This is a genomic window from Methanolobus sp. ZRKC3 (genome assembly GCF_045291275.1).
In the GTDB taxonomy this organism is placed as follows: Archaea; Halobacteriota; Methanosarcinia; order Methanosarcinales; family Methanosarcinaceae; genus Methanolobus.
Genome location: NZ_CP146982.1, coordinates 2,432,024 through 2,456,661, shown reverse-complemented (window position 1 = coordinate 2,456,661; position 24,638 = coordinate 2,432,024). Strand labels below are relative to the sequence as shown.

General features: G+C 43.8%; 31 protein-coding genes. 14 read left to right on the top strand and 17 right to left on the bottom strand.

Features of this window, described 5'->3' with window-relative positions; genetic code table 11:
* Positions 1 to 13 precede the first annotated feature (13 nt).
* Positions 14 to 466: an N-acetyltransferase gene (locus V7O66_RS12510; RefSeq protein ID WP_406660639.1), complete on the top strand. Its 453-nt coding sequence runs from the start codon at positions 14 to 16 to the stop codon at positions 464 to 466.
* Here V7O66_RS12510 and V7O66_RS12505 read toward each other — a convergent pair.
* Both V7O66_RS12505 and V7O66_RS12500 read right to left on the bottom strand, forming a co-directional pair.
* Positions 463 to 903, bottom strand: a complete 441-nt coding sequence (locus V7O66_RS12505; RefSeq protein WP_406660638.1) for a GNAT family N-acetyltransferase — start codon at positions 901 to 903, stop codon at positions 463 to 465. The two genes, V7O66_RS12510 and V7O66_RS12505, sit on opposite strands and share 4 nt — an antisense overlap.
* Positions 900 to 2,090, bottom strand: coding sequence for a M20 family metallopeptidase (locus V7O66_RS12500; protein WP_406660637.1), 1,191 nt, complete (start codon positions 2,088 to 2,090; stop codon positions 900 to 902). Before V7O66_RS12500 ends, V7O66_RS12505 begins: the two co-directional genes overlap by 4 nt.
* Before the next feature lie 163 nt (positions 2,091 to 2,253).
* On the opposite strand from V7O66_RS12500, the gene V7O66_RS12495 reads away from it, so the two are divergent.
* Positions 2,254 to 3,195: a nucleotidyltransferase domain-containing protein gene (locus tag V7O66_RS12495; protein ID WP_406660636.1), complete on the top strand. Its 942-nt coding sequence runs from the start codon at positions 2,254 to 2,256 to the stop codon at positions 3,193 to 3,195.
* A gap of 32 nt (positions 3,196 to 3,227) precedes the next feature.
* On the opposite strand, the gene V7O66_RS12490 is transcribed toward V7O66_RS12495, so the two are convergent.
* Positions 3,228 to 3,542 (bottom strand): DUF2098 domain-containing protein, encoded by a 315-nt coding sequence (locus tag V7O66_RS12490; protein ID WP_406660635.1) that lies wholly within the window; start codon positions 3,540 to 3,542, stop codon positions 3,228 to 3,230.
* A 62-nt stretch (positions 3,543 to 3,604) separates the two neighbouring features.
* Positions 3,605 to 4,558 carry a GTP cyclohydrolase MptA gene (mptA, locus tag V7O66_RS12485; RefSeq protein WP_406660634.1) on the bottom strand — a complete coding sequence of 318 codons (954 nt, stop codon included), beginning with the start codon at positions 4,556 to 4,558 and terminating at the stop codon, positions 3,605 to 3,607.
* Between the two features lie 424 nt (positions 4,559 to 4,982).
* On the opposite strand from mptA, the gene V7O66_RS12480 reads away from it, so the two are divergent.
* Together V7O66_RS12480 and argB are read left to right on the top strand one after the other, a co-directional pair.
* Positions 4,983 to 5,273: a non-histone chromosomal MC1 family protein gene (locus V7O66_RS12480; protein ID WP_406660633.1), complete on the top strand. Its 291-nt coding sequence runs from the start codon at positions 4,983 to 4,985 to the stop codon at positions 5,271 to 5,273.
* A 151-nt stretch (positions 5,274 to 5,424) separates the two neighbouring features.
* The gene (gene argB, locus V7O66_RS12475) at positions 5,425 to 6,321 is read left to right on the top strand and encodes an acetylglutamate kinase (protein WP_406660632.1); all 897 of its coding nucleotides are present in this window, start codon (positions 5,425 to 5,427) and stop codon (positions 6,319 to 6,321) included.
* Positions 6,322 to 6,340: 19 nt separating this feature from the next.
* On the opposite strand, the gene V7O66_RS12470 is transcribed toward argB, so the two are convergent.
* A complete protein-coding gene (locus V7O66_RS12470; RefSeq protein WP_406660631.1) occupies positions 6,341 to 7,381 on the bottom strand; it encodes an archaeosine biosynthesis radical SAM protein RaSEA in 1,041 nt (346 codons plus the stop codon).
* Positions 7,382 to 8,296, bottom strand: coding sequence for a glutamine-hydrolyzing GMP synthase (gene guaA, locus V7O66_RS12465; RefSeq protein ID WP_406660630.1), 915 nt, complete (start codon positions 8,294 to 8,296; stop codon positions 7,382 to 7,384).
* Between the two features lie 194 nt (positions 8,297 to 8,490).
* Between guaA and recQ the strand changes: the two genes are divergently transcribed.
* Positions 8,491 to 10,602 carry a DNA helicase RecQ gene (gene recQ, locus V7O66_RS12460; RefSeq protein WP_406660628.1) on the top strand — a complete coding sequence of 704 codons (2,112 nt, stop codon included), beginning with the start codon at positions 8,491 to 8,493 and terminating at the stop codon, positions 10,600 to 10,602.
* 21 nt (positions 10,603 to 10,623) lie between these two features.
* On the opposite strand, the gene V7O66_RS12455 is transcribed toward recQ, so the two are convergent.
* The 3 genes from V7O66_RS12455 to hxlA all read right to left on the bottom strand — a co-directional run bounded on the left by V7O66_RS12455 (position 10,624) and on the right by hxlA (position 12,846).
* Positions 10,624 to 10,755, bottom strand: coding sequence for a hypothetical protein (locus tag V7O66_RS12455; RefSeq protein ID WP_406660627.1), 132 nt, complete (start codon positions 10,753 to 10,755; stop codon positions 10,624 to 10,626).
* A 62-nt stretch (positions 10,756 to 10,817) separates the two neighbouring features.
* On the bottom strand, positions 10,818 to 11,576 hold the full coding sequence (locus V7O66_RS12450) for an A24 family peptidase C-terminal domain-containing protein (RefSeq protein WP_406660626.1): 759 nt from the start codon (positions 11,574 to 11,576) through the stop codon (positions 10,818 to 10,820).
* A 1-nt stretch (position 11,577) separates the two neighbouring features.
* A complete protein-coding gene (hxlA, locus tag V7O66_RS12445; protein WP_406662659.1) occupies positions 11,578 to 12,846 on the bottom strand; it encodes a 3-hexulose-6-phosphate synthase in 1,269 nt (422 codons plus the stop codon).
* Positions 12,847 to 12,968: 122 nt separating this feature from the next.
* On the opposite strand from hxlA, the gene V7O66_RS12440 reads away from it, so the two are divergent.
* The 3 genes from V7O66_RS12440 to pyrI all read left to right on the top strand — a co-directional run bounded on the left by V7O66_RS12440 (position 12,969) and on the right by pyrI (position 14,871).
* Positions 12,969 to 13,403 (top strand): DUF5788 family protein, encoded by a 435-nt coding sequence (locus V7O66_RS12440; RefSeq protein WP_406660625.1) that lies wholly within the window; start codon positions 12,969 to 12,971, stop codon positions 13,401 to 13,403.
* Positions 13,404 to 13,471: 68 nt separating this feature from the next.
* Positions 13,472 to 14,398 (top strand): aspartate carbamoyltransferase, encoded by a 927-nt coding sequence (gene pyrB, locus V7O66_RS12435; protein ID WP_406660624.1) that lies wholly within the window; start codon positions 13,472 to 13,474, stop codon positions 14,396 to 14,398.
* Positions 14,395 to 14,871, top strand: a complete 477-nt coding sequence (pyrI, locus tag V7O66_RS12430) for an aspartate carbamoyltransferase regulatory subunit (RefSeq protein WP_406660623.1) — start codon at positions 14,395 to 14,397, stop codon at positions 14,869 to 14,871. The genes pyrB and pyrI overlap by 4 nt, the downstream gene beginning before the upstream one ends.
* A 216-nt stretch (positions 14,872 to 15,087) precedes the next feature.
* Here pyrI and dapB read toward each other — a convergent pair whose 3' ends face one another.
* The 4 genes from dapB to V7O66_RS12410 form a co-directional block, all read right to left on the bottom strand.
* Positions 15,088 to 15,879, bottom strand: coding sequence for a 4-hydroxy-tetrahydrodipicolinate reductase (dapB, locus tag V7O66_RS12425; protein WP_406660622.1), 792 nt, complete (start codon positions 15,877 to 15,879; stop codon positions 15,088 to 15,090).
* Positions 15,876 to 16,751 carry a 4-hydroxy-tetrahydrodipicolinate synthase gene (dapA, locus tag V7O66_RS12420; protein WP_406660621.1) on the bottom strand — a complete coding sequence of 292 codons (876 nt, stop codon included), beginning with the start codon at positions 16,749 to 16,751 and terminating at the stop codon, positions 15,876 to 15,878. Before dapA ends, dapB begins: the two co-directional genes overlap by 4 nt.
* Positions 16,752 to 16,770: 19 nt before the next feature.
* Positions 16,771 to 16,965 (bottom strand): 30S ribosomal protein S17e, encoded by a 195-nt coding sequence (locus tag V7O66_RS12415; protein WP_406660620.1) that lies wholly within the window; start codon positions 16,963 to 16,965, stop codon positions 16,771 to 16,773.
* Between the two features lie 113 nt (positions 16,966 to 17,078).
* Complete coding sequence (locus V7O66_RS12410; RefSeq protein ID WP_406660619.1) at positions 17,079 to 17,369, bottom strand: hypothetical protein; 291 nt, start codon at positions 17,367 to 17,369, stop codon at positions 17,079 to 17,081.
* Positions 17,370 to 17,515: 146 nt separating this feature from the next.
* Here V7O66_RS12410 and dinB point away from each other — a divergent pair, with 146 nt between their 5' ends.
* From dinB to V7O66_RS12380, 6 genes are all read left to right on the top strand, one after another.
* Positions 17,516 to 18,613: a DNA polymerase IV gene (gene dinB / locus V7O66_RS12405; RefSeq protein ID WP_406660618.1), complete on the top strand. Its 1,098-nt coding sequence runs from the start codon at positions 17,516 to 17,518 to the stop codon at positions 18,611 to 18,613.
* Positions 18,614 to 18,810: 197 nt separating this feature from the next.
* A complete protein-coding gene (locus V7O66_RS12400; protein WP_406660617.1) occupies positions 18,811 to 19,095 on the top strand; it encodes a ferritin family protein in 285 nt (94 codons plus the stop codon).
* Positions 19,096 to 19,102: 7 nt separating this feature from the next.
* Positions 19,103 to 19,390 carry a rubrerythrin gene (locus V7O66_RS12395; protein WP_406660616.1) on the top strand — a complete coding sequence of 96 codons (288 nt, stop codon included), beginning with the start codon at positions 19,103 to 19,105 and terminating at the stop codon, positions 19,388 to 19,390.
* 52 nt (positions 19,391 to 19,442) lie between these two features.
* Entirely contained in the window at positions 19,443 to 20,303 is an 861-nt protein-coding gene (locus V7O66_RS12390; protein WP_406660615.1) for a pirin family protein, read from the top strand.
* Entirely contained in the window at positions 20,263 to 20,433 is a 171-nt protein-coding gene (locus V7O66_RS12385) for a hypothetical protein (protein ID WP_406660614.1), read from the top strand. The genes V7O66_RS12390 and V7O66_RS12385 overlap by 41 nt, the downstream gene beginning before the upstream one ends.
* Before the next feature lie 113 nt (positions 20,434 to 20,546).
* Entirely contained in the window at positions 20,547 to 22,373 is a 1,827-nt protein-coding gene (locus V7O66_RS12380; RefSeq protein WP_406662657.1) for a HEAT repeat domain-containing protein, read from the top strand.
* A 44-nt stretch (positions 22,374 to 22,417) separates the two neighbouring features.
* On the opposite strand, the gene V7O66_RS12375 is transcribed toward V7O66_RS12380, so the two are convergent.
* The 4 genes from V7O66_RS12375 to V7O66_RS12360 form a co-directional block, all read right to left on the bottom strand.
* Entirely contained in the window at positions 22,418 to 22,921 is a 504-nt protein-coding gene (locus V7O66_RS12375) for an NTPase (protein WP_406660613.1), read from the bottom strand.
* Between the two features lie 71 nt (positions 22,922 to 22,992).
* Complete coding sequence (locus V7O66_RS12370; RefSeq protein ID WP_406660612.1) at positions 22,993 to 23,376, bottom strand: DUF6979 family protein; 384 nt, start codon at positions 23,374 to 23,376, stop codon at positions 22,993 to 22,995.
* Between the two features lie 30 nt (positions 23,377 to 23,406).
* The gene (locus V7O66_RS12365; protein WP_406660611.1) at positions 23,407 to 24,069 is read right to left on the bottom strand and encodes an HNH endonuclease; all 663 of its coding nucleotides are present in this window, start codon (positions 24,067 to 24,069) and stop codon (positions 23,407 to 23,409) included.
* Between the two features lie 125 nt (positions 24,070 to 24,194).
* Positions 24,195 to 24,479 carry a putative quinol monooxygenase gene (locus V7O66_RS12360; protein WP_406660610.1) on the bottom strand — a complete coding sequence of 95 codons (285 nt, stop codon included), beginning with the start codon at positions 24,477 to 24,479 and terminating at the stop codon, positions 24,195 to 24,197.
* Positions 24,480 to 24,638 lie beyond the last annotated feature (159 nt).

Here is a 24,638-nt window from a genome sequence, read left to right as displayed (position 1 = left end):
AGGAGATTTCGAATTGATTATCAGGAAAGCTACAGTAAACGACATCCCTGTAATCAGAGAGATTATCAATTATCACGCCAAGCAAGAGATGATGCTGCCGCGTTCTCTCAGTGAGCTATATGAATGCACACGTAGCTTCTACGTATGCGAACTAGATAGTGAGCTCGTGGGCTGTTGCGCCCTTCAGGTTAGCTGGGAAGAGCTTGCAGAGGTCATGTCACTGGCAGTTAAACCGGAATATGCAAAACAGGGCATTGGTTCAAAACTGGTGGAAAGATGCCTTGAAGATGCAAAGGACCTGGGAGTGAAAAATGTATTCACGCTTACATACGCAGTTCCTTTCTTTGAGAAACTGGGATTCCATATTGTTGATAAACAAACGCTTCCGCATAAGGTATGGAGCGCATGCCTGAAATGTTCTAAATTCCCGGATTGTGATGAGACCGCGCTAATGAGAGAGATTTAACACAGTTGTTTTTCAAAATAGACCGTATTGTTTTCCTCTTTCACAATTATAAAACCATTTTTCAGGTAGAGACTAATAGCATTTTCAAGAGATACATCAGTCTTTAGTGTGACAAGTAAGCAGTGCTGCTTTGCAATATCAAGAGCCTTTGCCAGCAGAGCCGACCCAATACCCTTGCACCTGTGATCCTTGCGCACATATATCCTTTTTATCTCGCATATATCTGCACCAATTCTTCGCAGAGCAGAGCTACCCACAACGGTGTTGCCCTCCACAGCAACAAAGAAAGCTCCGCCATTTTCAATATAGAAGCCTTCAATATCCTCAAGGTCAGAATCCTTCACCGGGTCGTAATGGAAGCCCTCGCCCTCGAGCACTTCGAGCACCATGGACCGTACCTGTGATGAGTCCGCACGTGAGAAAGGCCTTATTATCATTTCAGATACCGCCTGGGGTCTTCAAGAAAATCAATAGTCAGGAGGAAAAGCATGCGAGTACCTTTTAACAGGATGTCTTCATCAACATCAAAACTGTTAGAGTGATTGCCCTCAACTATTCCTTTTGCCGGATTCTTCGTCCCCAGGACTGCGTAGGTGCCCGGAACCTTCTGAAGATAAAAGGAAAAGTCCTCTGCCCCGAATATAGGTTTAGCCTCATCATCAACGTCATCAAAATGATTGCACAGAAGGTCTGAAACAGCCCGCGTGAAAACAGGATCGTTAACAAGCACCGGGTAACCCCGCAATATATCAAGCTCGTATGAAGGGAGCCCATCAAAACATTTCTTAGAATATCCCAGCATGAGAGAATCCAGAATTTCACCCATTACAGCCTCTATGGTGCTAATGTCCCCATCATCAAATGTCCTGAAACTGCCCACCATTACAAGTTCATCAGGACTGCGGTTGAATTGCCCTCCGGAATTCAGGGTGCCAAAACCCAGAACATAATTATCAGGATCTACCCTCATAGGCAATTCAGTACGCAGAGAGCGAATGAAATCAGAAGATATCTGAATAGGGTCTATGCAGTACGCGGGTGTTGAATGATGGCCCCCTTTCCCAAAGATACGAATGGTGAAGCGGTTGGAGCTTGCCATAAAAGGCCCCTCGCAGAGATTGATAAGCCCAACATCCACATCCCCGAATATGTGCATTCCAAGGATGGCGTCCACACCCTTAAGACCACCTTCTTCGATTATTTTGATAGCACCCCCTGGAGGGACTTCTTCAGCTGGCTGGAAAATAAGCCGTACAATACCTGAAAGATCATCCTTTTGTTCCTGAAGCAAACGTGCCAGACCGAGAACTATCGCCATGTGTGCATCGTGCCCGCATGCATGCATCACACCTGCATTTTCTGAGACATAATCCACATTGCGTTCTGTTACAAGCTCGGTTGCCGCAAGAGCATCCATATCGGCACGAATAGCTATGCAGTGACCCGGAGCATTGCCACGTATATCAGCGATCACACCGGTATCTGCAATTTTTCTGCACTCGATACCGAGTTCATTTAAAATATTGATTATTTTTTCCTGGGTCAGATGCTCCCCAAAGCTCAATTCAGGATTGCGATGGAAATCACGCCTTATAGCCCTTATCCATTCATCGAGAGAATTCAATACACACACCCGGAAAAAGTATGAAAGTAATTCATACTAAATCATATAGCCCGTGATATTTATGTCGTTTGATTGAAACAAAAAAGTTAAATCAGACTGTTCCTATGTAAAAAAGCACTTTTCATTACACAATTACAGATAGTAACATTCCCGGATGATACAAATGATAAAAACAAGGATAAGGGATTTCCTGGTAACCAAGGATGACTGGATATTTGCAGTTGCAGATTATTTTCACCCACATGGAATAAGGAGTGTATTGAGGTACGTGCCGGATGAGAATGGAGAAAGGGAACTCAACGGTAAGCGCTACAAGAAATACGACTTTGATGTTGCCTTTGATTTTATGCGAGAGAAACGTCCGGAATGGGTTGAGGATGTCCATGTGGTTCCCGTAGACCAGGTTAAAAAGATATTGCAACCAAACGATGCTATTGAGGGTTTGATCGAATCTGACAGCAGGGTGGCAACCGTTGTAAAAGTGCTTGACGCGGCAGGAGTGCCCCGGGACAAGATGGGAGTTACAGGGTCATTGCTCCCAGGACTTCAAAATGAAACATCAGATATTGATTTTGTGGTGTGCGGCAACAGCTGGTTCACCGCCAGGGATGCAATAAAGAAGGCTAAATCGGAAGAAGGCCCTATCGATGACATTGATGAGGAAATGTGGAAGAGGATATATAACAAACGTATCCCTGAGATATCATTTGAAGAGTTCATAGCCCATGAAAAGAGAAAGGGCAATCGAGGAATGGTAGAAGGAACATATTTCGATCTGCTTTTTGTCAGGGACTGGGAACAGATAGATAAGCCAAGGCCAAGAGGAGAGGATATCGGAACCATGCTAATTGAAGCAAAGGTCACAAATGCAGATCTTGCCTTTGATAATCCCTCCGTGTATGAGATAGAGCACGATGAGATCGACCATGTGTTATCCTATACTCACACATATGCAGGACAGGCCCTTGCAGGAGAGACAATAGAGGCCAGCGGAGTTGTGGAAACGGTAGGTGACATCAAAAGACTGGTAGTCGGAACCTCAAGGGAACCAAAAGGAGAGTGGATCCGCTCACTTACACTACTAGAAAATGAAAAAATAATATAATTAAATTAATTTAAAAACAGGATGCAGGTGGATTAACCGCCACCTGTAATCTGACCAATGTCGTCAGTGAGATCATCAGATTCAAAGCGTTTGGCATATTCCCTGGCATTGAAATCTGATTTTTCTTCATCCTTCTTCTCTTTCAGAGCAGACGGATCGGTTATGACAAGGACCTCAACATTGTAATACAAGTCCGTGGCATCTAAAAGAACCCATATACCGCCATCCTCTTCTTTTATATCAACAGCCCTGCCTACTGTATCGGTATTTATATACCTGAGAACTGTCCCGGGAACAATTGCATCCCCGTTGATATCTAAAGCTTCAATGATCTGTGGATCGTCCAAACTATTAACTCCCCGATTATTCTATTATGCAATAATAGAAAAAGACAGAGTTAAATATCTGTCTATTCCTGTGCGATCTCAGTTCGCAGTTCACCAAGGGTTGCTACTCTTTCGGCAAAAGCATTGTGCCTGTGTATGCTTTCCTCATTTATCTGCTTGATAGTGACGACTGCCATATCAGAAAGATGGGTGAAACCCAGAACTATGTTCTTAGCCATAGTACGTACACAGTCTTCCACAAACTTCGGATTCTGGTGAGCCCTTTGGACCACCATGGCCTCATCGGAACGCTTGAGAAGCTCAACAACGCTGGAGCTCATGGAGTTCTCAATTATCTCGATGATCTTTTCCAGGGATACGAAGTCATTTCCTTCTACTTCTATGGATATGATACCGCGTCCACGCTGGTTATGTGTTGCCATTGGGACCCTGTGAAGGAATTCCGCAACGGTGACATTATCAATACCAAGAGCTTCGAGCTCTTTTCTTGCGTTATCTCTCATTATTTCCTGCGCGCATGGGCATGCTGTCATTCCTATGACCTCTGCGCCAATGAGTTTCTTGACAGCCATGTTCTCAACGTCATCACGCATGGCCATTGCTTCGGCAAATATCTCAACTACTTCCTGGCACTCCATCTTGGTGGATGGAGATTCCCTCTTTACCACATATTCGCTTTTCAGAATAACTTCTGCGCGGCTTGCATACTCGTGACGCTTCAACAAACTCTGTGCAACATCACTGCAAAGCTGTTCTATTTCATAAACAGGCATATTGATAGCTTTTTCAAGCACTTCATCAACAGCTTCAAAATTCCTGGAAAGGTTTGCACCTTTGAGGTGGGAAGGTAGGTCTACGAAAATATCAAATGTTGATATCAAGACAATTGGACGCTTGTCTTTTCGTTTTACCTCAACAAGTTTCTTTACGTTAGTGACGCCTACGCGGCTTAGATTGATCGGAATTTGTGGCTTATTGGCCTGAATATCCGGCAATTTTACAACTGGGACTTCCATTATATGACCTCAAATTGAAAATGAAACTATGTAATAATCATAGCTATATCAAGTAATATGAATGTCAAACGGATTCATTACATGTAAATGTTATGTTTTGAGCATGCCACTTATACATGAATCCTGATGATTATGGACAGCACTCTTCATGCATAGGCTGTATTGTTTTCCTTTTTTTTACATGAAAAGCCTTTTTTCGGAATAAATCAAGTTAATTTGTTTAAGCTCATGTTAGCGCTAAAAATATCTGCGAAATTCAGTATAGATAATAAACAATTTTTATCTAAATCAAACCATAATTCATATTAAAAGGACAACAATTACAAACCAAGAACAAAAGACAACATTAAAAGAAAAATATATATACCTTACATACTAAATACAGTTGCAGAAGTAATCCGCATAATGATTACGAGGTGACATAATGTCTGAAACAAGAAACTTTGTGTTAAGAGACAAAAAAGGAAATGAGCATGGGGTCTTTACAGGAAAGCAGCCAAGACAGGCTGCTTTGAAGGTTGCGAACAGAGGAAAAGGAACTATCAAGAAGCCAGAAGATATAATGCTTCGCGAGCGTGGAACAAAGAAGATCCATGTGTTCAAGGGCTGGAAAGCTATGGTCGATGCACCAAAGAACAAGCCAGACTGGATGCCTGATAAGATCAACAAGCCTTTCGTCAAGAAAGTAGGTATCGAAAAGCTGGACAAGATATAATTACTTTTTATCGAGCCCATATAGGGGTTCTTTTTTCCTTTTAACTCTTTTTAAAAACAAATTTTAAATCGTTTAAGGTTAATTCCTAGCATATTCAGAATGCCGGAAGCAATATGCGTATTTCTGCCATCCGGCGGATAAGGGTAATAATATGACACTTAAACGAGAGAATGTGCTTATAGAAGCACTTCCTTACATCAGGGAATTCTATGATTCATATATGGTGATCAAAGTGGGCGGACATGCAATGGTCAACCCACAAGTTATGAACGATATTATCCAGGATGTTGTCTTGCTCAGGTTTGTTGGAATACATCCGGTAATAGTCCATGGAGGAGGGCCGGAAATCACTGAAAAGATGCAGCGCATGGGCAAGGAACCAGAGTTTATCGGTGGCCTGCGCATAACCGATGATGAGACACTGGAGATCGCACGCATGGTGCTTGTAGGTAATATCAGTACAGAGATCGTGGCACTCATAGGTAAGCACGGAGGCAAGGGTATCGGACTCTCAGGAAAGGACGGGAAGATGATACTTGCCAAGAAGAAGCCTTCCCAGAAGGTCATGATAGAAGATGTGGAACATATGGTGGACCTGGGATGGGTAGGCGACACGGAAATTATCAATCCTGACCTTATCAACATCGTTACAAGGGAAGGCTATATCCCCGTGATATCACCAATTGCCATGGACGCCAATGGAAAAGGACTCAATATTAATGCGGATACTGTGGCCGGAGACATTGCAGTAGCCCTCAGGGCAAAAAAACTTGTCCTCATGACAGATGTACCGGGACTCCTTAAAAATCCCAGCGACAAGACATCACGTATATCCAGGGTAACCTTTGAAGATATTGAGCATCTCATCGATGCAAGAGTGATATCCGGAGGGATGATCCCAAAGATGAGAAGTGCCGCTGCCTCAGTGCAACGTGGTGTTGATAAAGTTCACATAATAGACGGCAGTGTATCCCATTCCATACTCCTTGAGCTTTTCACAGATACAGGAATAGGTACAATGGTCTATGAAGAAGAAGATGAGGATTAAAGTATCCCCATACATTTTTTTAATCAAGGATCGCTGAGCCAAAGGTGTGCTCATCCAATTCCAGCACATTTTCCCAAAGATCCTTACATTCACAGTTCAGATGATCAAAACTGGAAAGATCCTGAGTTACTGAAAATCTCCTGATGGCATCCGCAACATCCCTGCTGCATTCCCTGCAGTTGCGAGGGCCGCGCTTGGAACCTGCACCCACAGGGTCGGAAGTTATTATCAGATCAGGATTCTCTGCCTTCACTCTTTTAATAACCTCTATGATACTCCAGAGCCATGGAGGCCTGTACTGCCCACGCTCCCAGAGACGCTCCACAAAAGTACCGCTCTGTATGTTACACAGGTTTATGGAGAACATATCAGAGTACGGTGCTGCCTCAAGAACTGAGTTCACCATATCTTCCAAAGCTTCCTTTTCAGTCAGGAAAGGAGGTTTGAGCATGAGGTACGCCTTTACTGTTACAGCATTATCCCTTGCAGCCTTTGATGCCTTTTTGAAATCATCGAATGTAAAACCCTTGTTGATGGAGTTTTTCCGGATAAGATCAGAGCTTGTCTCAAGACCTGTGGCTATTTCAAAAGATGTTTCCTTTAAGACTGCCATGCAATCTGACATTGTCTCGTTTGTAACGAACTCAGGCCGGGTTTCCACAATCACCTTGGAGACCCTTTCATCATCCTCAAGTGAAGAAAGGATACTGTGCCTGACATCAAGAGGGATCTCCTTTTCATCAAGGAAACTTCCTGACGTGAATATCTTGACCATGAAATTATTGAATTCGGATGCCTTTTTCATGGCATTCTTGAACTGAGACAACAATTCATCATCAGATGGAGGAGTCGCAGCACTGTCATATACGTAACCGCACATGGTGCAGCCGCCTGCCTTACCCCACCAGCATCCGGATGTCTTGAAGATCAGAGTAAGGGTGTCGATCTCCCGACCATCCAGCAGGTCAACTCCTGTCCATACAGCACACGGATAATCCAGTGAAGAGGGTTTGATCCTCTGCTTGTTCCTTATATCAAGGACTACTTTATTGAGTGACATTTATTCGAACTCGATTGTAGCTGGTGGTTTAGGAGTGATGTCATAAACAACTCTGGCAACTGATGGAATTGCAGCGGTGATCCTGGATTCTATCTTTCTGAGTACGTCCCATGGAAGCTCCATTGCCTCTGCAGTCATACCATCCCTTGAACCCACGGCCCTTACGGCAACGATCCAGCCATGTACCCTTACATCGCCTTTTACACCGGTACCTTTGCCAACGATAGCTGCAAATGTCTGCCATGGATTGAACTGCTCTACGAGTTCCTCTTCCACAATAGCATTTGCCTCTCTTACGGCATCAACCAACTCTTCTGTGACCTCGCCCACGATCCTGACAGATAGACCAGGACCAGGGAAAGGCATTCTCTCAGATATCTCGTGTGGAAGCTCAAGTGCCCTGCCAACTTCACGAACCTCATCCTTATAGAGGTCATCTATTGGCTCCACAATTGCCTTGAAATCCATCACTGAAGGAAGACCTCCTACATTGTGATGTGATTTGATCCCTCCTTCAGACTCAATCCTGTCAGGATAGATGGTCCCCTGTATCAGGTATTCAGCCTCAAGTAACTTCGCTTCATCCTCGAATACACGAATAAAGGCCTCACCGACTGCCTTTCGTTTCTCCTCCGGATCATCAAGACCCTTAAGAGCAGACAGGAAACGATCCTTTGCGTCAATTACCTGAAGGTTCATATCGGAGAATATCTCCTTGATCCTCTGGGTCTCGCCTTTTCTCATAAGACCGGTATCGATGTATATTGGTGTTAGCCTGTCACCGATAGCACGGTGAGCAAGAACAGCACAAACAGAACTGTCCACTCCACCAGAGAGTGCGATTATGGCTCTACCATCAACCTGCTGTTGTATCCTTTCGATTGCTTTGGGAATGAACTTATCTACTTTTACCATGAATATGAACTCCAAAAATAGGATTTATTTCTCAAATGGAAGTCCGTACATATTAATGCTCGCCTGAGAAGAATTGTAACTGAAAATAAGTAATGGATAAATGCGTACTGCATAACGAAAAATACTTACACCCCGCTTGCCAGACTCTTAAATAGGCAAACATCATAGTTCCGGGTAAAACGTACGGGTACAAAATGCACGCTACACTTCAAAAGTACTTTGGATATTCCTCTTTTCGCCCCCTTCAGGAAGATATAATAAACGATGTTCTGGAAAAGAAGGACACTTTCGTGCTCATGCCAACTGGCGGCGGAAAGTCTATTTGCTATCAGATCCCGGCACTTTTGATGGATGGGATTACCGTAGTCGTATCACCCCTGATATCCCTGATGAAAGACCAGGTGGACAGCCTGAAGGAAAATGGGGTCGATGCTGCATACCTGAACAGTACATTAAGCCCCACACAATCCCAGAAGATATATCAGGACATCGAAAGCAACCGTATCAAAATGCTCTATGTGGCTCCCGAAAGACTCACCATGACCCATACTCTTTCGATGCTCAAGAAGATAAATGTAGGCCTCTTTGCCATAGATGAGAGCCACTGTGTTTCTGAATGGGGGCATGATTTCAGGCCGGAATATCGCAGGCTTAGCATCCTTAAAAGAAGGTTTCCGGATGTTCCCATTATAGCACTCACCGCAACTGCAACTCCAAAGGTTCGCAAAGACACACTTGAGCAGCTCAAGATGGAAGGGTGCAAGACCTATGTTGCAAGCTTTGACCGTAAGAACCTGCTCTACCAGGTAAAACCAAAGACTGACGCCTATAACCAGATATTGCGATACCTGAAAAAGCATAAAGACGAGAGTGGGATAGTCTACTGCCAGAGCCGCAAGTCCGTTGATAGTATAGCGAAGAAACTGCGAAAGGACGGATTTAACGCACTTCCATACCATGCAGGCCTCAGCGACAGCCAGCGAGCAAAGAATCAGGAGATGTTCATTAAGGACAAGGTAGACATTGTCGTAGCCACCGTTGCATTCGGTATGGGTATCGACAAACCCAACGTCCGTTTTGTTATACACTATGACCTGCCAAAGAACCTTGAAAGCTACTACCAGGAAACGGGAAGAGGAGGGCGTGACGGACTCGAATGTGAATGCATACTCTACTTCAGCAGGGGAGACAGGTACAAGATAGAGTATTTCATCAAGCAGAAGAACAAGAAGGAAGAGCGGGATATTGCCCTAAAGCAGCTTCGGGAGATGGTTAGTTATTGCGAAAGCACCACATGCAGGAGGAAGGTGCTCCTCAGCTATTTCGGAGAGGAAACTGAGGAAGATAACTGCGGAAAATGTGATGCCTGCATCCAACCAAGGGAAACTGCCGATGGCACAGAGGATGCCAAGACCATTATTGAATGTATTGATGAGCTGGGGCAGAGATTTGGCATGACCCATGTTATTGATGTACTCACTGGAGCTAATACAAAGAAAATAAGGGACAAAAAGCATAACCTGCTAAATTCCTACGGCTCCGGTAACAAATATCCAAAGGCCAGATGGCTGGAGATATCACAGGAGATGCTTCATCAAAAAGTGATTGTAGTTGAGGGAGCCAGATATCCACTTCTGAAACTCAACAAGTCCAGCAGGGAAGTGATGAATGGTGCGCGCACAGTCCTCCTCACTAAAAATGTGGACTTTGATATTGCTGACGAGTGCATCTGCGAAGAAGATACTAATTATTCCGCAAATAAAAGCAGGACCACACCTGCCGTTAAGAAGAGAAGATCATCATCCGGAAGTGATGAGGAATTATTACAGAAGCTCAAGGAACTTCGAAAAAGAATGGCAGAGATGCAGGATGTTCCACCGTATATTGTCTTTGCAGATACGAGCCTGAAGCAGATGGCTGCAAAAAGACCCCGGGACAAGGCAGCACTCTTACAGATCACAGGAGTTGGAGAGTACAAACTGAAAAAGTATGGAGACATTTTCCTGAAGGAAATAAATGGTTATTTCGAAGAGCAGAGCCAGGCATCAACTGACACAGAGGCTCGGGAAAAACTGCCCCCTAAAACAAGAACAAAAGTTACTGAGAAAAAAACCACTAGCATAAAGATCACTAAAATACCCATTAAAGTAAGTGAAAGCCAAAAAGAGGAAATCATACTCAAGACCATCGAAGACCTTGAGAATGATATTGTAAAAATGGCTAGATCAAAACTTAACGATGAGTTTTCAGAAGAGGAAATACGCTCTTTGCTGACAAAGATCCTTTCCGAAAAAAGAAAAGGATAGGATCATACAAGCTTCATACCCTTACTCACAGGTATCCAGCAGATGTCTCCGAGCATGTCCCCGGGAATCACCCGGCCTGATAGGAGATACCTTTGCCACACCCTCATCATCATCTTCTTTCTTTTCCTTCTTTTCCGGAACTTTCTCGTCCAAGAATCCCACCTCCAATTAATAGTATCTATTGAAGGATATTAAAGCTTATTCAAAAAATAAGATCACATCATCATGAATTTCATGGTGATGTAGAATATAAGGTCACCAAAAACAACTGCGGTTATAAAACCGGCTGTAATGGGTATCATGAAGGGAAGACCCGGTGTGATCCATACCCTGTCCTGCACTTTGCCCTCATTCAAGTAGCCTTTCAGTTCGTTAATAACATTGGAGCTCAATTCTGTGCCCAATCTCGTAAACCTGAACTTCACACCTTTATCCGTTTCAGTATAGGATTCAATCATACGAAAGTGGCCTTTTTCAAGTTTAGAGATAGGAGTAAGATATCCAGTCAACATGTAAAGCGGTCTTCTAATCGATTCAAGAGGATTATGCACCAGATTGTACAAAGCCAGACCTATGGGCACTATGACTGTGAGAATTACAGAATTCCCGAACACACTGAATGCGAAAAGCCCGATCGGTGGAACCCCATTGAGCGGGAAAGAGTTACCATAGGCAGTTATGACAGGGAACGTGGGGACTATCAGGGATATTACCATGAGCACCTTGGCATCTGCGCCTCCGAAGGCACCTAGCTGGAAAAGTACGTACACAAAAATGAATATGAAAGCAAAGGATAACAGATTCCTGATCAGATAAGGGAAGCCAAGGCTCATTAGATCAGTGACAATGAAAATATAGCCGACACCGAACATAGCAACCCAGGTCTCGTTAGCAACCCTGCGGGTCTTTATGTCAGCATAGCAGGCATAAAGCAAAAAAGGCATGCATACCAGCACTTTGAGTATTTCGATCATATCAGTGCTTCTCCCATTTCTTCAACTTCATGATCTCAGACAAGGTCTTGCCCCTCCTTATCTCCTCGAAGAGACGCTGTTCTGTTTTTTCAACTTCTTTCGCACGCCTTGCTATCTCATAGGCGCGCTCCCGCGGAACCACGATAACGCCATTGTCATCGCCCACTATATAGTCCCCGGGTTTCACAGTCTGGTTACCGCAGACTATTTCGGCATTTATCTCGCCAAAACCCTTTGGCTCCCCGGCATTGGGAACGTTGCAGGTGGCAAATACAGGCAGATCCATTTTGGAAATGTCATCAATATCCCTTACTGCGCCATCTATCACAACTCCGGATATTTCCTTGTTGATACAGCTCAAGGTGGCAAGACCTCCCCACGGAGCCACATGTCTACTACCATTATAGATGACAATAACATCACCTTTTTTAGCAACATCAATGGCCTCGACCGCTTTTGCCCAGTCGCCTTTGAATGTCTGGACAGTGACGGCAGTACCAACCATTTTCATTCCTTTCATCATGGAAAAGATATCCTGCATGGCACCCTTGCGATGCATGGCATCCGATATGTTGGGAGTGGAAACTGACATCAGGAGTTCACGCACCTCTTCATTCATGCTTTTATCAGGACTTTCCTTTTGAGAGGGGGCATCCACGCTGCTCCGAATAGCTCTTGCGGATCCAGCTACATCTGCTGAACGGGTGATATTGCCACCCACTATCACGATACTGGCACCAGCCAGTACTGCCTGTGCGCATGACTCTGCATCCAATCCACCTGCTACCGCAACGGGAATGGAAACTTCCCGGACAACCTCTTTCATTATAGACAGTGAATCCTGCCCCATCATCTGCTGGTCGATCCCTGCATGCACATTAATGTAGTCCACACCCAGCTCCTGCAACTCCCTGGAGCGGGGCACGGGGGAAGAGGAGGAGATCAGATCAGCCATTATCTTCACACCATATTTCTTTGCCGCCCTGACAGATTCAAGGACAGTGGAATCGTCCACACTACCAAGTATCACGACAATATTAGCGCCAGCCTTTGCAGCCATTTCCACTTCCATTGCACCCGTGTCAGCGATCTTCATATCAGCTACGATGGTCCTGTCCCTGAAAGCTTCCCTGATATGTCTGATAGCATCCATGCCCTCACTTTTGATCAGAGGCGTGCCTACCTCGATCCAGTCAGCACCACCTTCTACGGATTCGCGGGCTATCTGTACAGATCTGTCACTTTCCAGGAGGTCGAGAGCAACCTGAATGATTGGTTTAATTTCATCACCTTCAATAATTTATGTACTACCTAATACCTGAGAAACTATAAATTTAATTGGATGAAAGCATAATGAATAGTAGGAAATAGGGAAATTTCCGGGGGAATAGTATGAATGAAAACAAGAAATTATCTGAAAGGGAAAGGAATAACCTGATGAAAAGATTGCATTCACATCTTTTTTGGGTGGGAGAACAGATACCATGTGTTATCGAACTTAAAGGAAATGATGTACACCTGCATGAAGTTGTCTGGGAAATCGTAAATAAGTCCGAACATGACGAATACGACCTAAAGAGTATTGATATGTTCATCAGCCTGCTCTATGAAAAAGAGAAGGAATGTGAAAAATGCCTTGGGGAAAAAAACCTGACCTGTGAGGAAGCTAAAAAGATATTCAATGAGACCGCGGGCTTGATGCGTGCTATCATGAACCTGAAGGAAATTACACAGGTCACTGGCAAAAAAAGCAGTGAAAAGCATATTTGTAAGAATGTTACTAGCCAGGAATGGGATAAATTAAAGCTTAAGATCTGTCCGAAATAACATTTTTCAGCTTTGGCAGGATGGAGGTATCAGCAAACATATATTTGATGGACTTACTTTAGTATTAGATGAAATTCATGGACCATCATATCATTTCAATGACATCTTTTTCCAGGGATATGATCGACCATATCCTTGAAACTGCTGAAAAAATGGAACCGATCGCTCTTGGCAAGGAAAGCTCGGATCTCCTCAAGGGGAAGATACTTGCAGTCCTCTTCTTTGAACCGAGCACAAGAACACGTATGTCTTTTGAAACTGCGATGTTAAGGCTTGGCGGAGATATACTGAACTTGGGATCTGTTGACGCAAGTTCCATAGCAAAAGGGGAAACACTTGCCGATACCATTCGAGTCATTGACGGCTATGCCGATGCAATGGTGCTCAGACACCCTAAAGAGGGGGCAGCACACTTGGCAGCTGAATTTTCAAGCATACCTGTATTGAATGCAGGCGATGGTGCAGGGCATCACCCTACCCAGACATTGCTTGACCTTTACACAATAAAGCGGGAAAGCCATCTTGAAGGACTGAAGATCGCACTTGCAGGCGATCTGAAATACGGGCGTACCGTCCACTCACTCTGTTATGCCTTGTCCCTTTACGGAGCAGACATCACATTGGTATCTCCCAAAGAGCTGCGCATGCCCGAAGAGATAATCAGCGACCTTAAGAATAGAGGAGCAAAGGTAACTGAGACCGACTCCATAGACGATGCGATCAATGACATGGATGTACTCTACATGACGCGCATACAGAAGGAGAGGTTCCCCGACCCGGCTGAATACCAGAAGGTTGCGAACAAATTGAAGATAACATCCGACACCCTTAAAGATGTAAAAACCGGGCTTAAGATTATGCATCCACTGCCTAGAGTGAACGAAATAAAACCTGAAGTTGATGATACACCGCATGCCTGTTACTTCAAACAGGCATTTTACGGTGTACCGGTGCGCATGGCATTGCTGGCACTGGTCCTGGGGGCAACTGAATGAGCGACGATAAAGATAAAAAGGAACTGAGGGTTCGCCGGATCGAGAATGGCACAGTGATAGACCATATCACATCAGGACAGGCGCTAAACGTGCTCAAGATACTTGGCATACCAAGTTCTTCACACAGCGTTGTAAGTGTACTGCTCAATTCCCAGGGCAAATATGGGAATAAGGATGTTGTCAAGATCGAGAACAGGGAATTGAAGGTAAGGGAAGTAGACAGGATCGCACTGATAGCGCCAAATGCGACAATAAACATCATACGTAATTACAATGTGTCCCAGAAGAAAAAGGTCCATATACCTGAGTTTGTCGGGGGTATAGTCAAGTGCATCAATCCCAATTGTATCTCAAACAGCAATGAGCCAATTACGTCCAAGTTCAATGTCAGTGTTGATGGAGAGAACCTGAAGCTTCGCTGTGCTTATTGCGGAAGGATCATCTCTGAAGATATCGGAAAGCATCTGCTGTAGAACCAGTGAAAAAAGAAAAAATAGGACATTGGAGGTCTGGTAGTAGAGCAGCCAGTGGAACAGCTTACTACAATGAATAAAATTATATGCCCACACATATAATAATCATGGCAAACCTTCATGACTGACCATTTTGACTTGTGGACATTTATAGAAGAAACTATGCCACGTATGGCCACATTATTCTTTTAGAAAAGTATGGAGATATTTTCAGGCTTAAAGGCCTAAAATATCTTTCATCGTATAAACACCTGGTTTTGCAGCGGCGATCCATGCTGCTGCCTTTACTGCACCGCCGGCAAATGCCTGCCTTGAGTGTGCCTGATGTTTTATTTCTATTCTCTCACCATCACCTGCAAAAAGCACAGTGTGGTCACCAACTATATCTCCGCCACGCACAGCGTGTATGCCTATCTCCTTACCTCTTGGCGCAAGCCCTTCGCGGCCATAGACATATTCTTTTCCACCAAGTGCGTCACTTATGACACTGGCTGCCCCTAAGGCAGTTCCGCTTGGAGCATCCTTTTTCTGGTTATGATGGGCTTCAATTATTTCAATGTCCATCTCACCAAGATACTTTGCAGCCTCTTTTAAGATGTTGAAAAAAACATTGACACCTACGGAATAATTAGGAGAGATAATACCTGCCACATTGTTCTCGATCATTGAATTCTCGATCACTGCCTTTTGCTCATCGGTAAGTCCGGTGGTACCTATGACAAGGCTAACACCACTGGATGCGATCTTTGGAGCATTGGCAACCGTTGCAGGAGCAATTGTAAAATCGATTAGTACATCGGTGTTCGATGACTTTAGTACGGATTCCAGATCATTTACATCAGAAATTGGCACATTCAGAGTGCCCAACTGTGCAACTTCACCCACGTCCCTTCCGATGTTCACAAGGTCAAAACCTGCTGATAATTGCATACCCTCAAATCTAAGGATATTCTCAATGATCAGCTTTCCCATCTTTCCGGATGCACCGGTAACAGCTACATTGATCATGCTATGCACCCCATATTACGGAGTATATCTGTAAGAACAGTTTCATTCTCTTCGCTAATTGGCATAAGAGGAAGTCTCATGTCACCGCTTCCAAGCCCCATGAGCTCGACTGCACGCTTGACAGGTATGGGGTTTGTTTCGCTGAACAGGACCTTTATGAGTGAAGCCATCTTAAAATGCAGTTCCCGGGCAGTCATGATATCACCATTTCTGGTAGCATCAACCATCTCCACCATCATTTCAGGAACCAGATTGGCAACAACTGAGATCACACCAGATCCACCAAGAGCAACTATCGGGAACGTCAGACCATCCTCACCTGAAATTACCACAAAATCTTCATCTGCGGTCTCTTCAAGTATGAAGGATACCTGTTCAACGCTTCCACTTGCTTCCTTGATACCAACGATGTTATCTACTTTCGCAAGTTCGGATATGACCTCCAGAGGAATATTCTGCCCAGTTCTGGAAGGTACATTATATAGTATGATAGGAACGTCTGCAGAATCTGCAATCGTTTTAAAATGAGCCAGGAGTCCCGCATTGTTCGATTTGTTATAATATGGAGATATAACTAGAGCTCCATCCACCCCTGCATCAGCCGCATATTTAGTAAGCTCGACTGCTTCAATTGTGTTATTAGAACCTGTGCCGGCAACGACCGGTACTTTTGCACAATCTACAGAAAGGTCAATTAGCTCTTTGTGCTCTGCAATGGAAAGAGTGGCAGACTCGCCAGTAGTACCACAGGCAAGAACACCTGAGACTCCACCTTCCTCTACAAAAGATACAATATCCCTGAAACTTTCAGTATCTATAATGTTACCCTTTGTAAATGGTGTTACAAGAGCAGGTATAACTCCTTCGAACATGGGACACACCCTCAAAAGATTACTCTTTTGGCTTGTGGGTCATTTTTCTTGTTACGTAGCCTGCTACTCTGTTTCTTATAGTCTTACTTTCGATAGTAGTGTACTTGGTCACAAGAGGCTTGTTTGCATCGAAGTCTGTTGTAAATATGTTACCGTAGTTCTCGACTAAGCGAAGTGAGATTCTCTTAATGTTACTATGTCTAATATTTCCCATTATAATTCTCCATTAGTATGATGAAATTGTATAAACGCTAAATAGTATCGACTTATAATAATGACTCTTACATTTATACCTTTTGGATTGCAGGAATAAAACACATACCGTTATCAGATATCGGTCTTTCCCAAAAGGCGGTCAATGGTACCGGCATTTATGAAAACCTTCTCCCGGTCGAAGCCCTTCTTGTTTATGAAGATCCCGATAAAGACCACAAGCAAGCCAAATTCAGGATTTGATGCTGTTATGAGTACACCCAGCAGCACAACTGTTGATGCAAGAATTCCTTTCATTGCACCCTTGCGATAAGAGACAAGACCCGTACGTTTGAATATGCGAATATCGCGCAAGGTCAGGAAAAGAACCACGAAATAAGCCATTACTGCTATATAGATATACATTTCATTGCACCTGAACACGCAGTTAGCACATTAATGTTATTTCAGGATTGCGTTAAAGCACCTATGATCGCATCTTTCGCAGATTTCCCGGAAGCATTGAAGAGACTATTATTTAATGAAATATCTGATAGTATAAAAACAGGCAAATGACAGAGATAAAGCGGCACAGGATCACACTGCACGTGGACATGGACAGTTTCTACTCATCTGTTGAGACCAGGGAAAGACCGGAATTAAAGGGTTTACCGGTGGTTGTGGGCTCTGACCCCAAGGAAGGAAGCGGCAGAGGTGTTGTGAGTACCTGCTCATACGAGGCAAGAGAATTTGGCATCCATTCCGGAATGCCCATATCGAAAGCCTACAAGCTCTGCCCTGACGCAGCGTACCTTCCTGTGAATATGAAACTCTACAAGGAAACTTCCAGACAGATAATGCAGTTAATGCGCATTTTTCCAGACAGGTTCCAGCAGGTCAGCGTGGATGAAGCTTACCTGGACATAGGTGACGGCATCGAGGACTATGAATCCGCAACCCTGCTGGCTGAAAAGATCAAGGATGAAGTGTTCAGAAAACACGGACTCACCTGCTCCATAGGAGTTGCACCCAACAAGGTGATAGCAAAGATAGCCTCGGATTTCAATAAACCCAATGGATTAACCGTAGTAAGACCCGCAGAAGTGGAAGATTTCCTGTTTCCACTCCCCATATCAAAGATACCGGGAATAGGGAAGAAGACACAACCCATACTCAAGGAAATGGGTATGGAAACCGTAGGGCAGCTTGCAACAGCAGATGTACAGTTACTTATTGCGCGCTTCGGGAAGTTCGGACTTGTGATGCACCAGCTTGCCAATGGGGTCGATCGCCGTGAGGTGAAGGAGCGGGAAGAGGTCAAGTCCATCAGTACCGAGGACACCTTTGACAGGGATATCTCCGAACCGGACATGATCCGGAAAAACATTTTGCAGCTTTGTGAAAATGTCCACAAGCCACTCATCAAAAAACGATTCCGCTTCAGAACAGTAACTATTAAGGTACGCTACGGGGACTTCAGGACATATACCAGGGCAAAGACAGTTTCTGCTGCCACAACTGAGATGCAGACCATCAAAAAGGTATCATTGGAGCTTATGGAAGAGTTCATAGGGACTGGAGAGTTCAGGTTGCTCGGGGTGGGAGTTACCAAACTTGAAAAGATAGATGAAAGACAGACCTCCCTTAGTGATTTCCTGGATTCTGACTAAACTTTTTTTGAAATATTGCGGCATCTTTTGTTATTCAGGAATCCTATTTAATGTACTAACTGTCGTATAGTTTTGCAGAAATTATAAATAATTACGCGAACGATGAATAATGGGAGTTTGTTCATCAGAGAGTTTTCACTTTTAAACAGAAAGCGGACCTGACTGATGGAAATATACATACACAGAGGAGTTTGAATATGTTATCGAAAATACCCATTGATCTTAGTAAAGTGAACAAGAAGGATATCGACAAGGAGATCCTGAGAGCAGGTATTATTGCAGAGCTTGATGCCGTGAGCCTTTACGAGCAAATGGCTGAGCTGACGGATAACCCGGAGGTCAAAAGGGTACTTCTTGATGTCGCAAAGGAAGAGAAGACCCACGTAGGTGAATTCCAAACCCTCCTGCTGGAGCGTGACACTGAGCAGGTGGAAGAGCTGGAAGCCGGCAAAAAGGAAGTAGACGAAGAGCTGGGCAGATAAACCGGGGGTGAGAAGATTGCTATCAGAATTACCCATTGACCTTGAGAGTGTCAGTAAAGAAGACATGGACAAGGAGATCATGAGACTGGCAATGATCGCCGAGCTTGATGCAATTAACTTCTATGAGCAGATGGCATCCCTTACAGATGACGAGGATATGAAGACCATGCTCCTCGACATTGCAAAGGAAGAGATGATACACGTGCTCATGTTCCAGACAGTGCTCATCGAAGTGGACCCCGTATTCCTTGACTGCATGACCGAGTACTCGTTCATGAAAGCGTGCAACGACTGAGAAAGACAATTAATTTAATAGGCTTGCTGCCAGTGTCTTACTGGGGAAAGACATGACTGGGATAAGAAAAGTCAGAAAGATACTGAAGAGCATGCCGACCATTGAGGGAGCCGGAGTACACCTGAAAAGGTCCTTCGGATTCCATCATGTACCACAACTTGATCCTTTTTTACTACTGGATGACTTCCACTCGGATGATCCGGAAAAATACATCATGGGATTCCCATGGCACCCGCACAGGGGAATAGAGACAATCACCTATGTGCTTGAGGGCGATGTTGAACACGGTGATAGCATGGGCAACAAGGGCACCATCAACCCGGGTGACGTGCAATGGATGACCGCAGGCAGCGGGATAGTCCACCAGGAGATGCCCAAGGGAGATGAGAACGGTAATCTCTGGGGCTTCCAGCTATGGGCGAACCTGCCTGCATCCCACAAGATGATGGACCCACGCTACAGGGAAGTGAAGAGTGCCGATATCCCAGAGGTCAGCATGGATAATGGCATCCGGATAAAGATAATATGCGGAGAGGTCAACGGAGTGAAGGGACCTGTAAGAGACATTGTCACAAACCCCGAGTATCTGGACATCACGGTTCCGGCAAAGCAGACCTTCGAGTACCCCACAGAATCAGGATGCACAGTACTGGCTTACGTGATAGAAGGTGAGGGATTCTTCGACCTTGAAACGGACTCATCCACTAGCAAAGAAAATCTTGTGATGTTCGATGACGGAGAGAAAATAGTTGTGACAGCCGGAGACGAAACGTTAAGGTTCCTGCTAATTACCGGCAAGCCCATAGGAGAGCCAGTCGCATGGTACGGACCCATAGTCATGAACACGCAGGAAGAGTTGAAGATAGCCTTCGATGAGTACAATAACGGGACCTTCATCAAGAATCAGAAGTGATGAAAATACCGGATATGTGACCGAGCAGATATTTCAAAATCTGCATTATTCATTTATTTACAGGTCATGCGGGGCTGTAAAAGGTATGATAGCCATCAGCCCAGACCTGAAGATCTATTGTGATGAATAGTTTTACACTTTTTTACAAATTCTGTTTTTCATTACAACACATACATTCAGCTTCAATTTAATATTGTAGTCAAATATTTAATGTGTTGAGTAATATTTTCCATATAGTTGGAAGTGACTTTCGATATGATTGTAAAGGTGACTAAATTAACATCTGTTTTTTTGATCATTGCATTGATAATAGGCCTATGTGCTGGTTGTCTCGGTACCAATGAAGATCCGGAAATTGATCAGCTAATCCAGACTCTGGGAGATGAGAATGACAGTGTTCGAATGAACGCAACAAAAGCCCTTGGTGAAATTGGAGAGCCGGCAGTTCAACCCCTTATTCGAGTAGCGAGGAATGAAAACGAGGACACGGATTTTCGAAGGTATGCAGTATATGCTCTCGGTTTGACGGAAGATGAAAGAGCAGTAGATTTTCTGATCAGGGTATTAGCGGATGAAAATGAGAATCCGGAACTTCGGATGTCCGCAGCATCCGCCCTTATTAAAGCCGGCGATGTGGCAGTGGAACCACTTGTTCAGGTAATACTGAACAAAAATAGAAATCCATCCGCTAAAGCCGGTGCAATAGAAATTCTTGGCACGATCGAAGATGAGAGAGCAGTAGAACCCCTCATTCAAGTGTTGAAGGATAAAAATGAAAACGAGGATATTCGAAGGATTGCAGCAACTGCCCTTGGCAAAATTGGAGATGAGAGGGCGATAGAACCACTTGTTCAGGTAATGAATGATAAAAGTGATAATGAGCATGTGCGGGAAAGTGCAGCAAGAGCTCTTGGCGGAATTGAAGGAACGGCGGTAGAGCCCCTTATTCAAGTGATGACGGATGAAAATGAAAATAAGAATATTCGAAGATTTGCAGCGTATTCTCTCGCCGATACTGGAGATGAAAGGGCAGTAGAGTCACTTATCCAGATGCTGGATGATGAGACCATTAAAATTGATGCGGTGGACTCTCTTGCTAAAATTGGGGATGCAAGGGCAGCGGATCCTCTTATTGAAGTATTGGATGATGAAAATCCGTTCATAAGAAGGCATGCCGCCCTGGCTCTTAGTGATATAGGGGATGAAAAGGCAGTGGAACCACTTATCCAAATGCTCAATGACGATATCTGGGAAGTTCGAAGGGATGCTTCACAGGCTCTTGCTAACATGGGAGAGCCAGCAGTTGAACCTTTAATACAGGTACTGGGGGATGAGAATGAGCTGACCAGAAAGGCTGCATCCGACTCTCTTGGTGATATTGGAGATGAAAGAGCGGTAGAACCCCTCATACAGTTGTTGAATGACGAGAATGATAATGTTAGAAAGGCTGCAGCACAGGCACTTGGAAATATTAAAGATCCAAGAGCAATAGAACCTCTTATCCAAGCGTTGAACGACAACAATCCGGAATTTAGAAGAATTGTATCTGAATCACTTGCAAAAATGGGAGAAACTGCATTAGAACCGCTCATCCTGGCATTGGAAAACGAAGATAAGAATATAAAAAGAGGTGCAGCACTTGCCCTTGGAAGCACAGGAAATGAAAAAGCAGTGGAACCGCTCATATTACTATTAAACGATGAAAGTGAAAATCTTCGAAAGGATGCAGCAGAGGGTCTTGGCAATATTGGCGATCAAAGAGCAGTGGAACCACTCATACAGTTACTGAGTGATGACGATAAAAGTGTACAGATCAGAGCTGTTTACGCCCTTGGCAATATTGGAGGGGAAAAGCCCGTCAATTGCCTGATTCAGATATTGGACAATAAAACTAAGGATATCGAAATTAGAAGAGCAGCAGCGCAAGCTTTGGGATTTGCAGGAGATGAGAGAGCAATGGAATCACTATATCAAGCTCGATCTGAAGAAGATATGCGTCTTAGACGCTACGCAAATAAAGCACTGATCTCTATTGAGATGAAGAATAGGCCATCAATTAGCAAAGCATAATGGAGCTAAAATTTAAAGGACAAGAACAAAATATCCAAGCAACTTCACCGGAATCTCTCAGCTATCCTCTCCGGCAACTCGTCTCGGTTACCCTCATCAACCACCAGTACCTCGAACTCCCTTCTCATCCTCTGCGCCAGCGGATGCCTGCTCGACCTGTGCAGCACAGCAAGTACCGGCCTGTCCGAATCCAGCACCGCTTCCACAGCCCGCACGAAGTTCTCAGACTTAAGTTCCATTGGCCCCACCTCGTCTATCACCACAAGGTCACAGGCAATGGCATCCCTGAGAGCCCCGGCACCAATCCCGTCAAGGTCCTCAAGGTTCACATGATACTTCCCGAGCTTCGGGCCTGTGCCTTTGACATGACTCAGTACACCCTTCCTGCCGGTATCTATATCCTCTATGGAAAAGCCCTGACGAATCCCGTCCACACGAATCTCCGCAGCCCTGATGCCACAGGCTTTCAGATTGAGTTTTTCCACAGCCTTTGTTACTACGGTTGATTTGCCTACGCCCGGGTTTCCTGTTACTGCGATTCTGAGCATATGGAAGTTCTCCTGTGTTGCTGAGATATTTGCTATTCAATAGAATTTGATAGATTTTTGCTTATTAATCCTTAGATTTCAATTAGACCATTTGCCCATAGAGCAACTACCACATCCATCTGGCTATTATGTGCTTTAGGTTCAGAAATTATCATTTTCCAAAGTTTATTTGGGTTTGATGAAAGGTTTGGGTTTTCTTTTAGTAACTCAATTGCTTTCAATGCATATCCTTTATTCTTTTGAGATCTCGTGTAGGATCCTTTGGGTATACCTCTTACCAACCCTTCCTCACACAGCCCAAGGAAAGCACTTTTAGGACATCCTTTTCGTCGGCAAGATGGACTATCCGCAAAGATATCATTGGCGATTAGTTCCCAGGCATCCCTAGGATCCATATTTATACCTGATTCAAACAATTCAACAGCTTTTAACGCCGCTTCCCCATATTTATTCATGCTATCAATTCTCTTGAGTAAAAAACATAATCACAATTTTAACATATTCTTCATTTCTTCAATTTCCACTGTTTGATTTCTTTTTCGATGAATCATTGAATGGCAATTAGAACAAACAGGGACAAGATCATCTAGAGGATTTACTTCATAGTTAACCCCAATCTCTGATATCGGTATTTTGTGATGAACCTCTATGAATCCTGCCCCAATTTCTCCATACACCTCACCAAAATCAAAGCCACATATCTGGCAGTTAGCACCATAGTAATCAATGCATTTCCTTCTTGCACCTGGATTTCTTTCATATCTGTTCACAAATATCTTTGTCTTTGAACCTTCAGGAAGGGATTCACTTTCCGATCCAGTAGGATCCATACAGAAAGTACCTTCATCTTCTTTTTGATTGCCGATTTTAACAAGAAATTCCTTTCCCTTAAGCTCAAGTTCCCCAAGATTCCCTGAATATTTGTCCCAAATCTTTCTATCAAGCTCAGATGTATGAACTAATCCGCCTTCTTCTTCTGGATTAAGGTGAACATAGTTTCCTATTTTCATGGCAATAGAATTAATGGAATGAGTCGAGATCACATCTGCCATTTTTTGAACATGTTTGTTTTCCTTAGAACCTTTTGCACCCTTAATCAAATAATAGTATAGGACTATTATCTGTTCATCTTCTGTCCACTTTGCCATATGTTAACATTTAGAATAAAGAAATAGAAATAGTTTATGACATTAATAAGAACTTATTTTGTAGTAGAAGCTTTATTGAAAAAATCCCGGTTTTAGAAAAAAATAAAAGAATAATATTCTCGCAATCAGAATGCTATGTCTTCCAGCTTGTCCAGGAAGAATATGTCAGGTTTGCTGATTACGCCCACTTCTTCCATTTTCTTTTTTAATTCGGGAGATTCTATGAACTTGCGTGCGTTCTCGATAGTATCCCACTCGAAAATGACTACGACGCCATTAGGATCTTCTGAAGTGCGGAAAAGCATTCCGCCTTTGCAACCGCTCTCTTTTCTTACAGAAGCATGAGCGTCAAATCCGGGTTTCCATTTAGAGAAATCTTCGACTGTGTGTTTGATAAGTACGTATACCATTGTTTATAACCCCAATAATCATTGGACTTACATGCATATATCGTTTTACAGTTCGATTAAATTATTTCTGTTTAGGGCGCTTTGTTTTCTCTTAAAGTTATTTTAAATCCATTTTTTAGAAAACAGGCTCTGTAAAAAGTCTATAGTGTTTTTGGCTAA

Excerpts from the sequence above, each read along its gene's own strand:
- V7O66_RS12415 (WP_406660620.1), bottom strand. The coding sequence starts at position 16,965 with ATGGGAAATATTAGACATAGTAACATTAAGAGAATCTCACTTCGCTTA.
- dinB (WP_406660618.1), top strand. The coding sequence starts at position 17,516 with ATGACAGAGATAAAGCGGCACAGGATCACACTGCACGTGGACATGGAC.
- dapA (WP_406660621.1), bottom strand. The coding sequence starts at position 16,751 with ATGTTCGAAGGAGTTATACCTGCTCTTGTAACACCATTTACAAAGGGT.
- V7O66_RS12385 (WP_406660614.1), top strand. The coding sequence starts at position 20,263 with ATGAGTACAATAACGGGACCTTCATCAAGAATCAGAAGTGATGAAAAT.
- V7O66_RS12360 (WP_406660610.1), bottom strand. The coding sequence starts at position 24,479 with ATGGTATACGTACTTATCAAACACACAGTCGAAGATTTCTCTAAATGG.
- V7O66_RS12470 (WP_406660631.1), bottom strand. The coding sequence starts at position 7,381 with ATGTCACTCAATAAAGTAGTCCTTGATATAAGGAACAAGCAGAGGATC.
- V7O66_RS12365 (WP_406660611.1), bottom strand. The coding sequence starts at position 24,069 with ATGGCAAAGTGGACAGAAGATGAACAGATAATAGTCCTATACTATTAT.
- V7O66_RS12370 (WP_406660612.1), bottom strand. The coding sequence starts at position 23,376 with ATGAATAAATATGGGGAAGCGGCGTTAAAAGCTGTTGAATTGTTTGAA.
- argB (WP_406660632.1), top strand. The coding sequence starts at position 5,425 with ATGACACTTAAACGAGAGAATGTGCTTATAGAAGCACTTCCTTACATC.
- V7O66_RS12375 (WP_406660613.1), bottom strand. The coding sequence starts at position 22,921 with ATGCTCAGAATCGCAGTAACAGGAAACCCGGGCGTAGGCAAATCAACC.
- dapB (WP_406660622.1), bottom strand. The coding sequence starts at position 15,879 with ATGATCAATGTAGCTGTTACCGGTGCATCCGGAAAGATGGGAAAGCTG.
- guaA (WP_406660630.1), bottom strand. The coding sequence starts at position 8,296 with ATGGTAAAAGTAGATAAGTTCATTCCCAAAGCAATCGAAAGGATACAA.
- V7O66_RS12495 (WP_406660636.1), top strand. The coding sequence starts at position 2,254 with ATGATAAAAACAAGGATAAGGGATTTCCTGGTAACCAAGGATGACTGG.
- pyrI (WP_406660623.1), top strand. The coding sequence starts at position 14,395 with ATGAGCGACGATAAAGATAAAAAGGAACTGAGGGTTCGCCGGATCGAG.
- V7O66_RS12440 (WP_406660625.1), top strand. The coding sequence starts at position 12,969 with ATGAATGAAAACAAGAAATTATCTGAAAGGGAAAGGAATAACCTGATG.
- V7O66_RS12390 (WP_406660615.1), top strand. The coding sequence starts at position 19,443 with ATGACTGGGATAAGAAAAGTCAGAAAGATACTGAAGAGCATGCCGACC.
- mptA (WP_406660634.1), bottom strand. The coding sequence starts at position 4,558 with ATGGAAGTCCCAGTTGTAAAATTGCCGGATATTCAGGCCAATAAGCCA.
- V7O66_RS12400 (WP_406660617.1), top strand. The coding sequence starts at position 18,811 with ATGTTATCGAAAATACCCATTGATCTTAGTAAAGTGAACAAGAAGGAT.
- V7O66_RS12480 (WP_406660633.1), top strand. The coding sequence starts at position 4,983 with ATGTCTGAAACAAGAAACTTTGTGTTAAGAGACAAAAAAGGAAATGAG.
- pyrB (WP_406660624.1), top strand. The coding sequence starts at position 13,472 with ATGAAATTCATGGACCATCATATCATTTCAATGACATCTTTTTCCAGG.
- V7O66_RS12505 (WP_406660638.1), bottom strand. The coding sequence starts at position 903 with ATGATAATAAGGCCTTTCTCACGTGCGGACTCATCACAGGTACGGTCC.
- V7O66_RS12410 (WP_406660619.1), bottom strand. The coding sequence starts at position 17,369 with ATGTATATCTATATAGCAGTAATGGCTTATTTCGTGGTTCTTTTCCTG.
- recQ (WP_406660628.1), top strand. The coding sequence starts at position 8,491 with ATGCACGCTACACTTCAAAAGTACTTTGGATATTCCTCTTTTCGCCCC.
- V7O66_RS12450 (WP_406660626.1), bottom strand. The coding sequence starts at position 11,576 with ATGATCGAAATACTCAAAGTGCTGGTATGCATGCCTTTTTTGCTTTAT.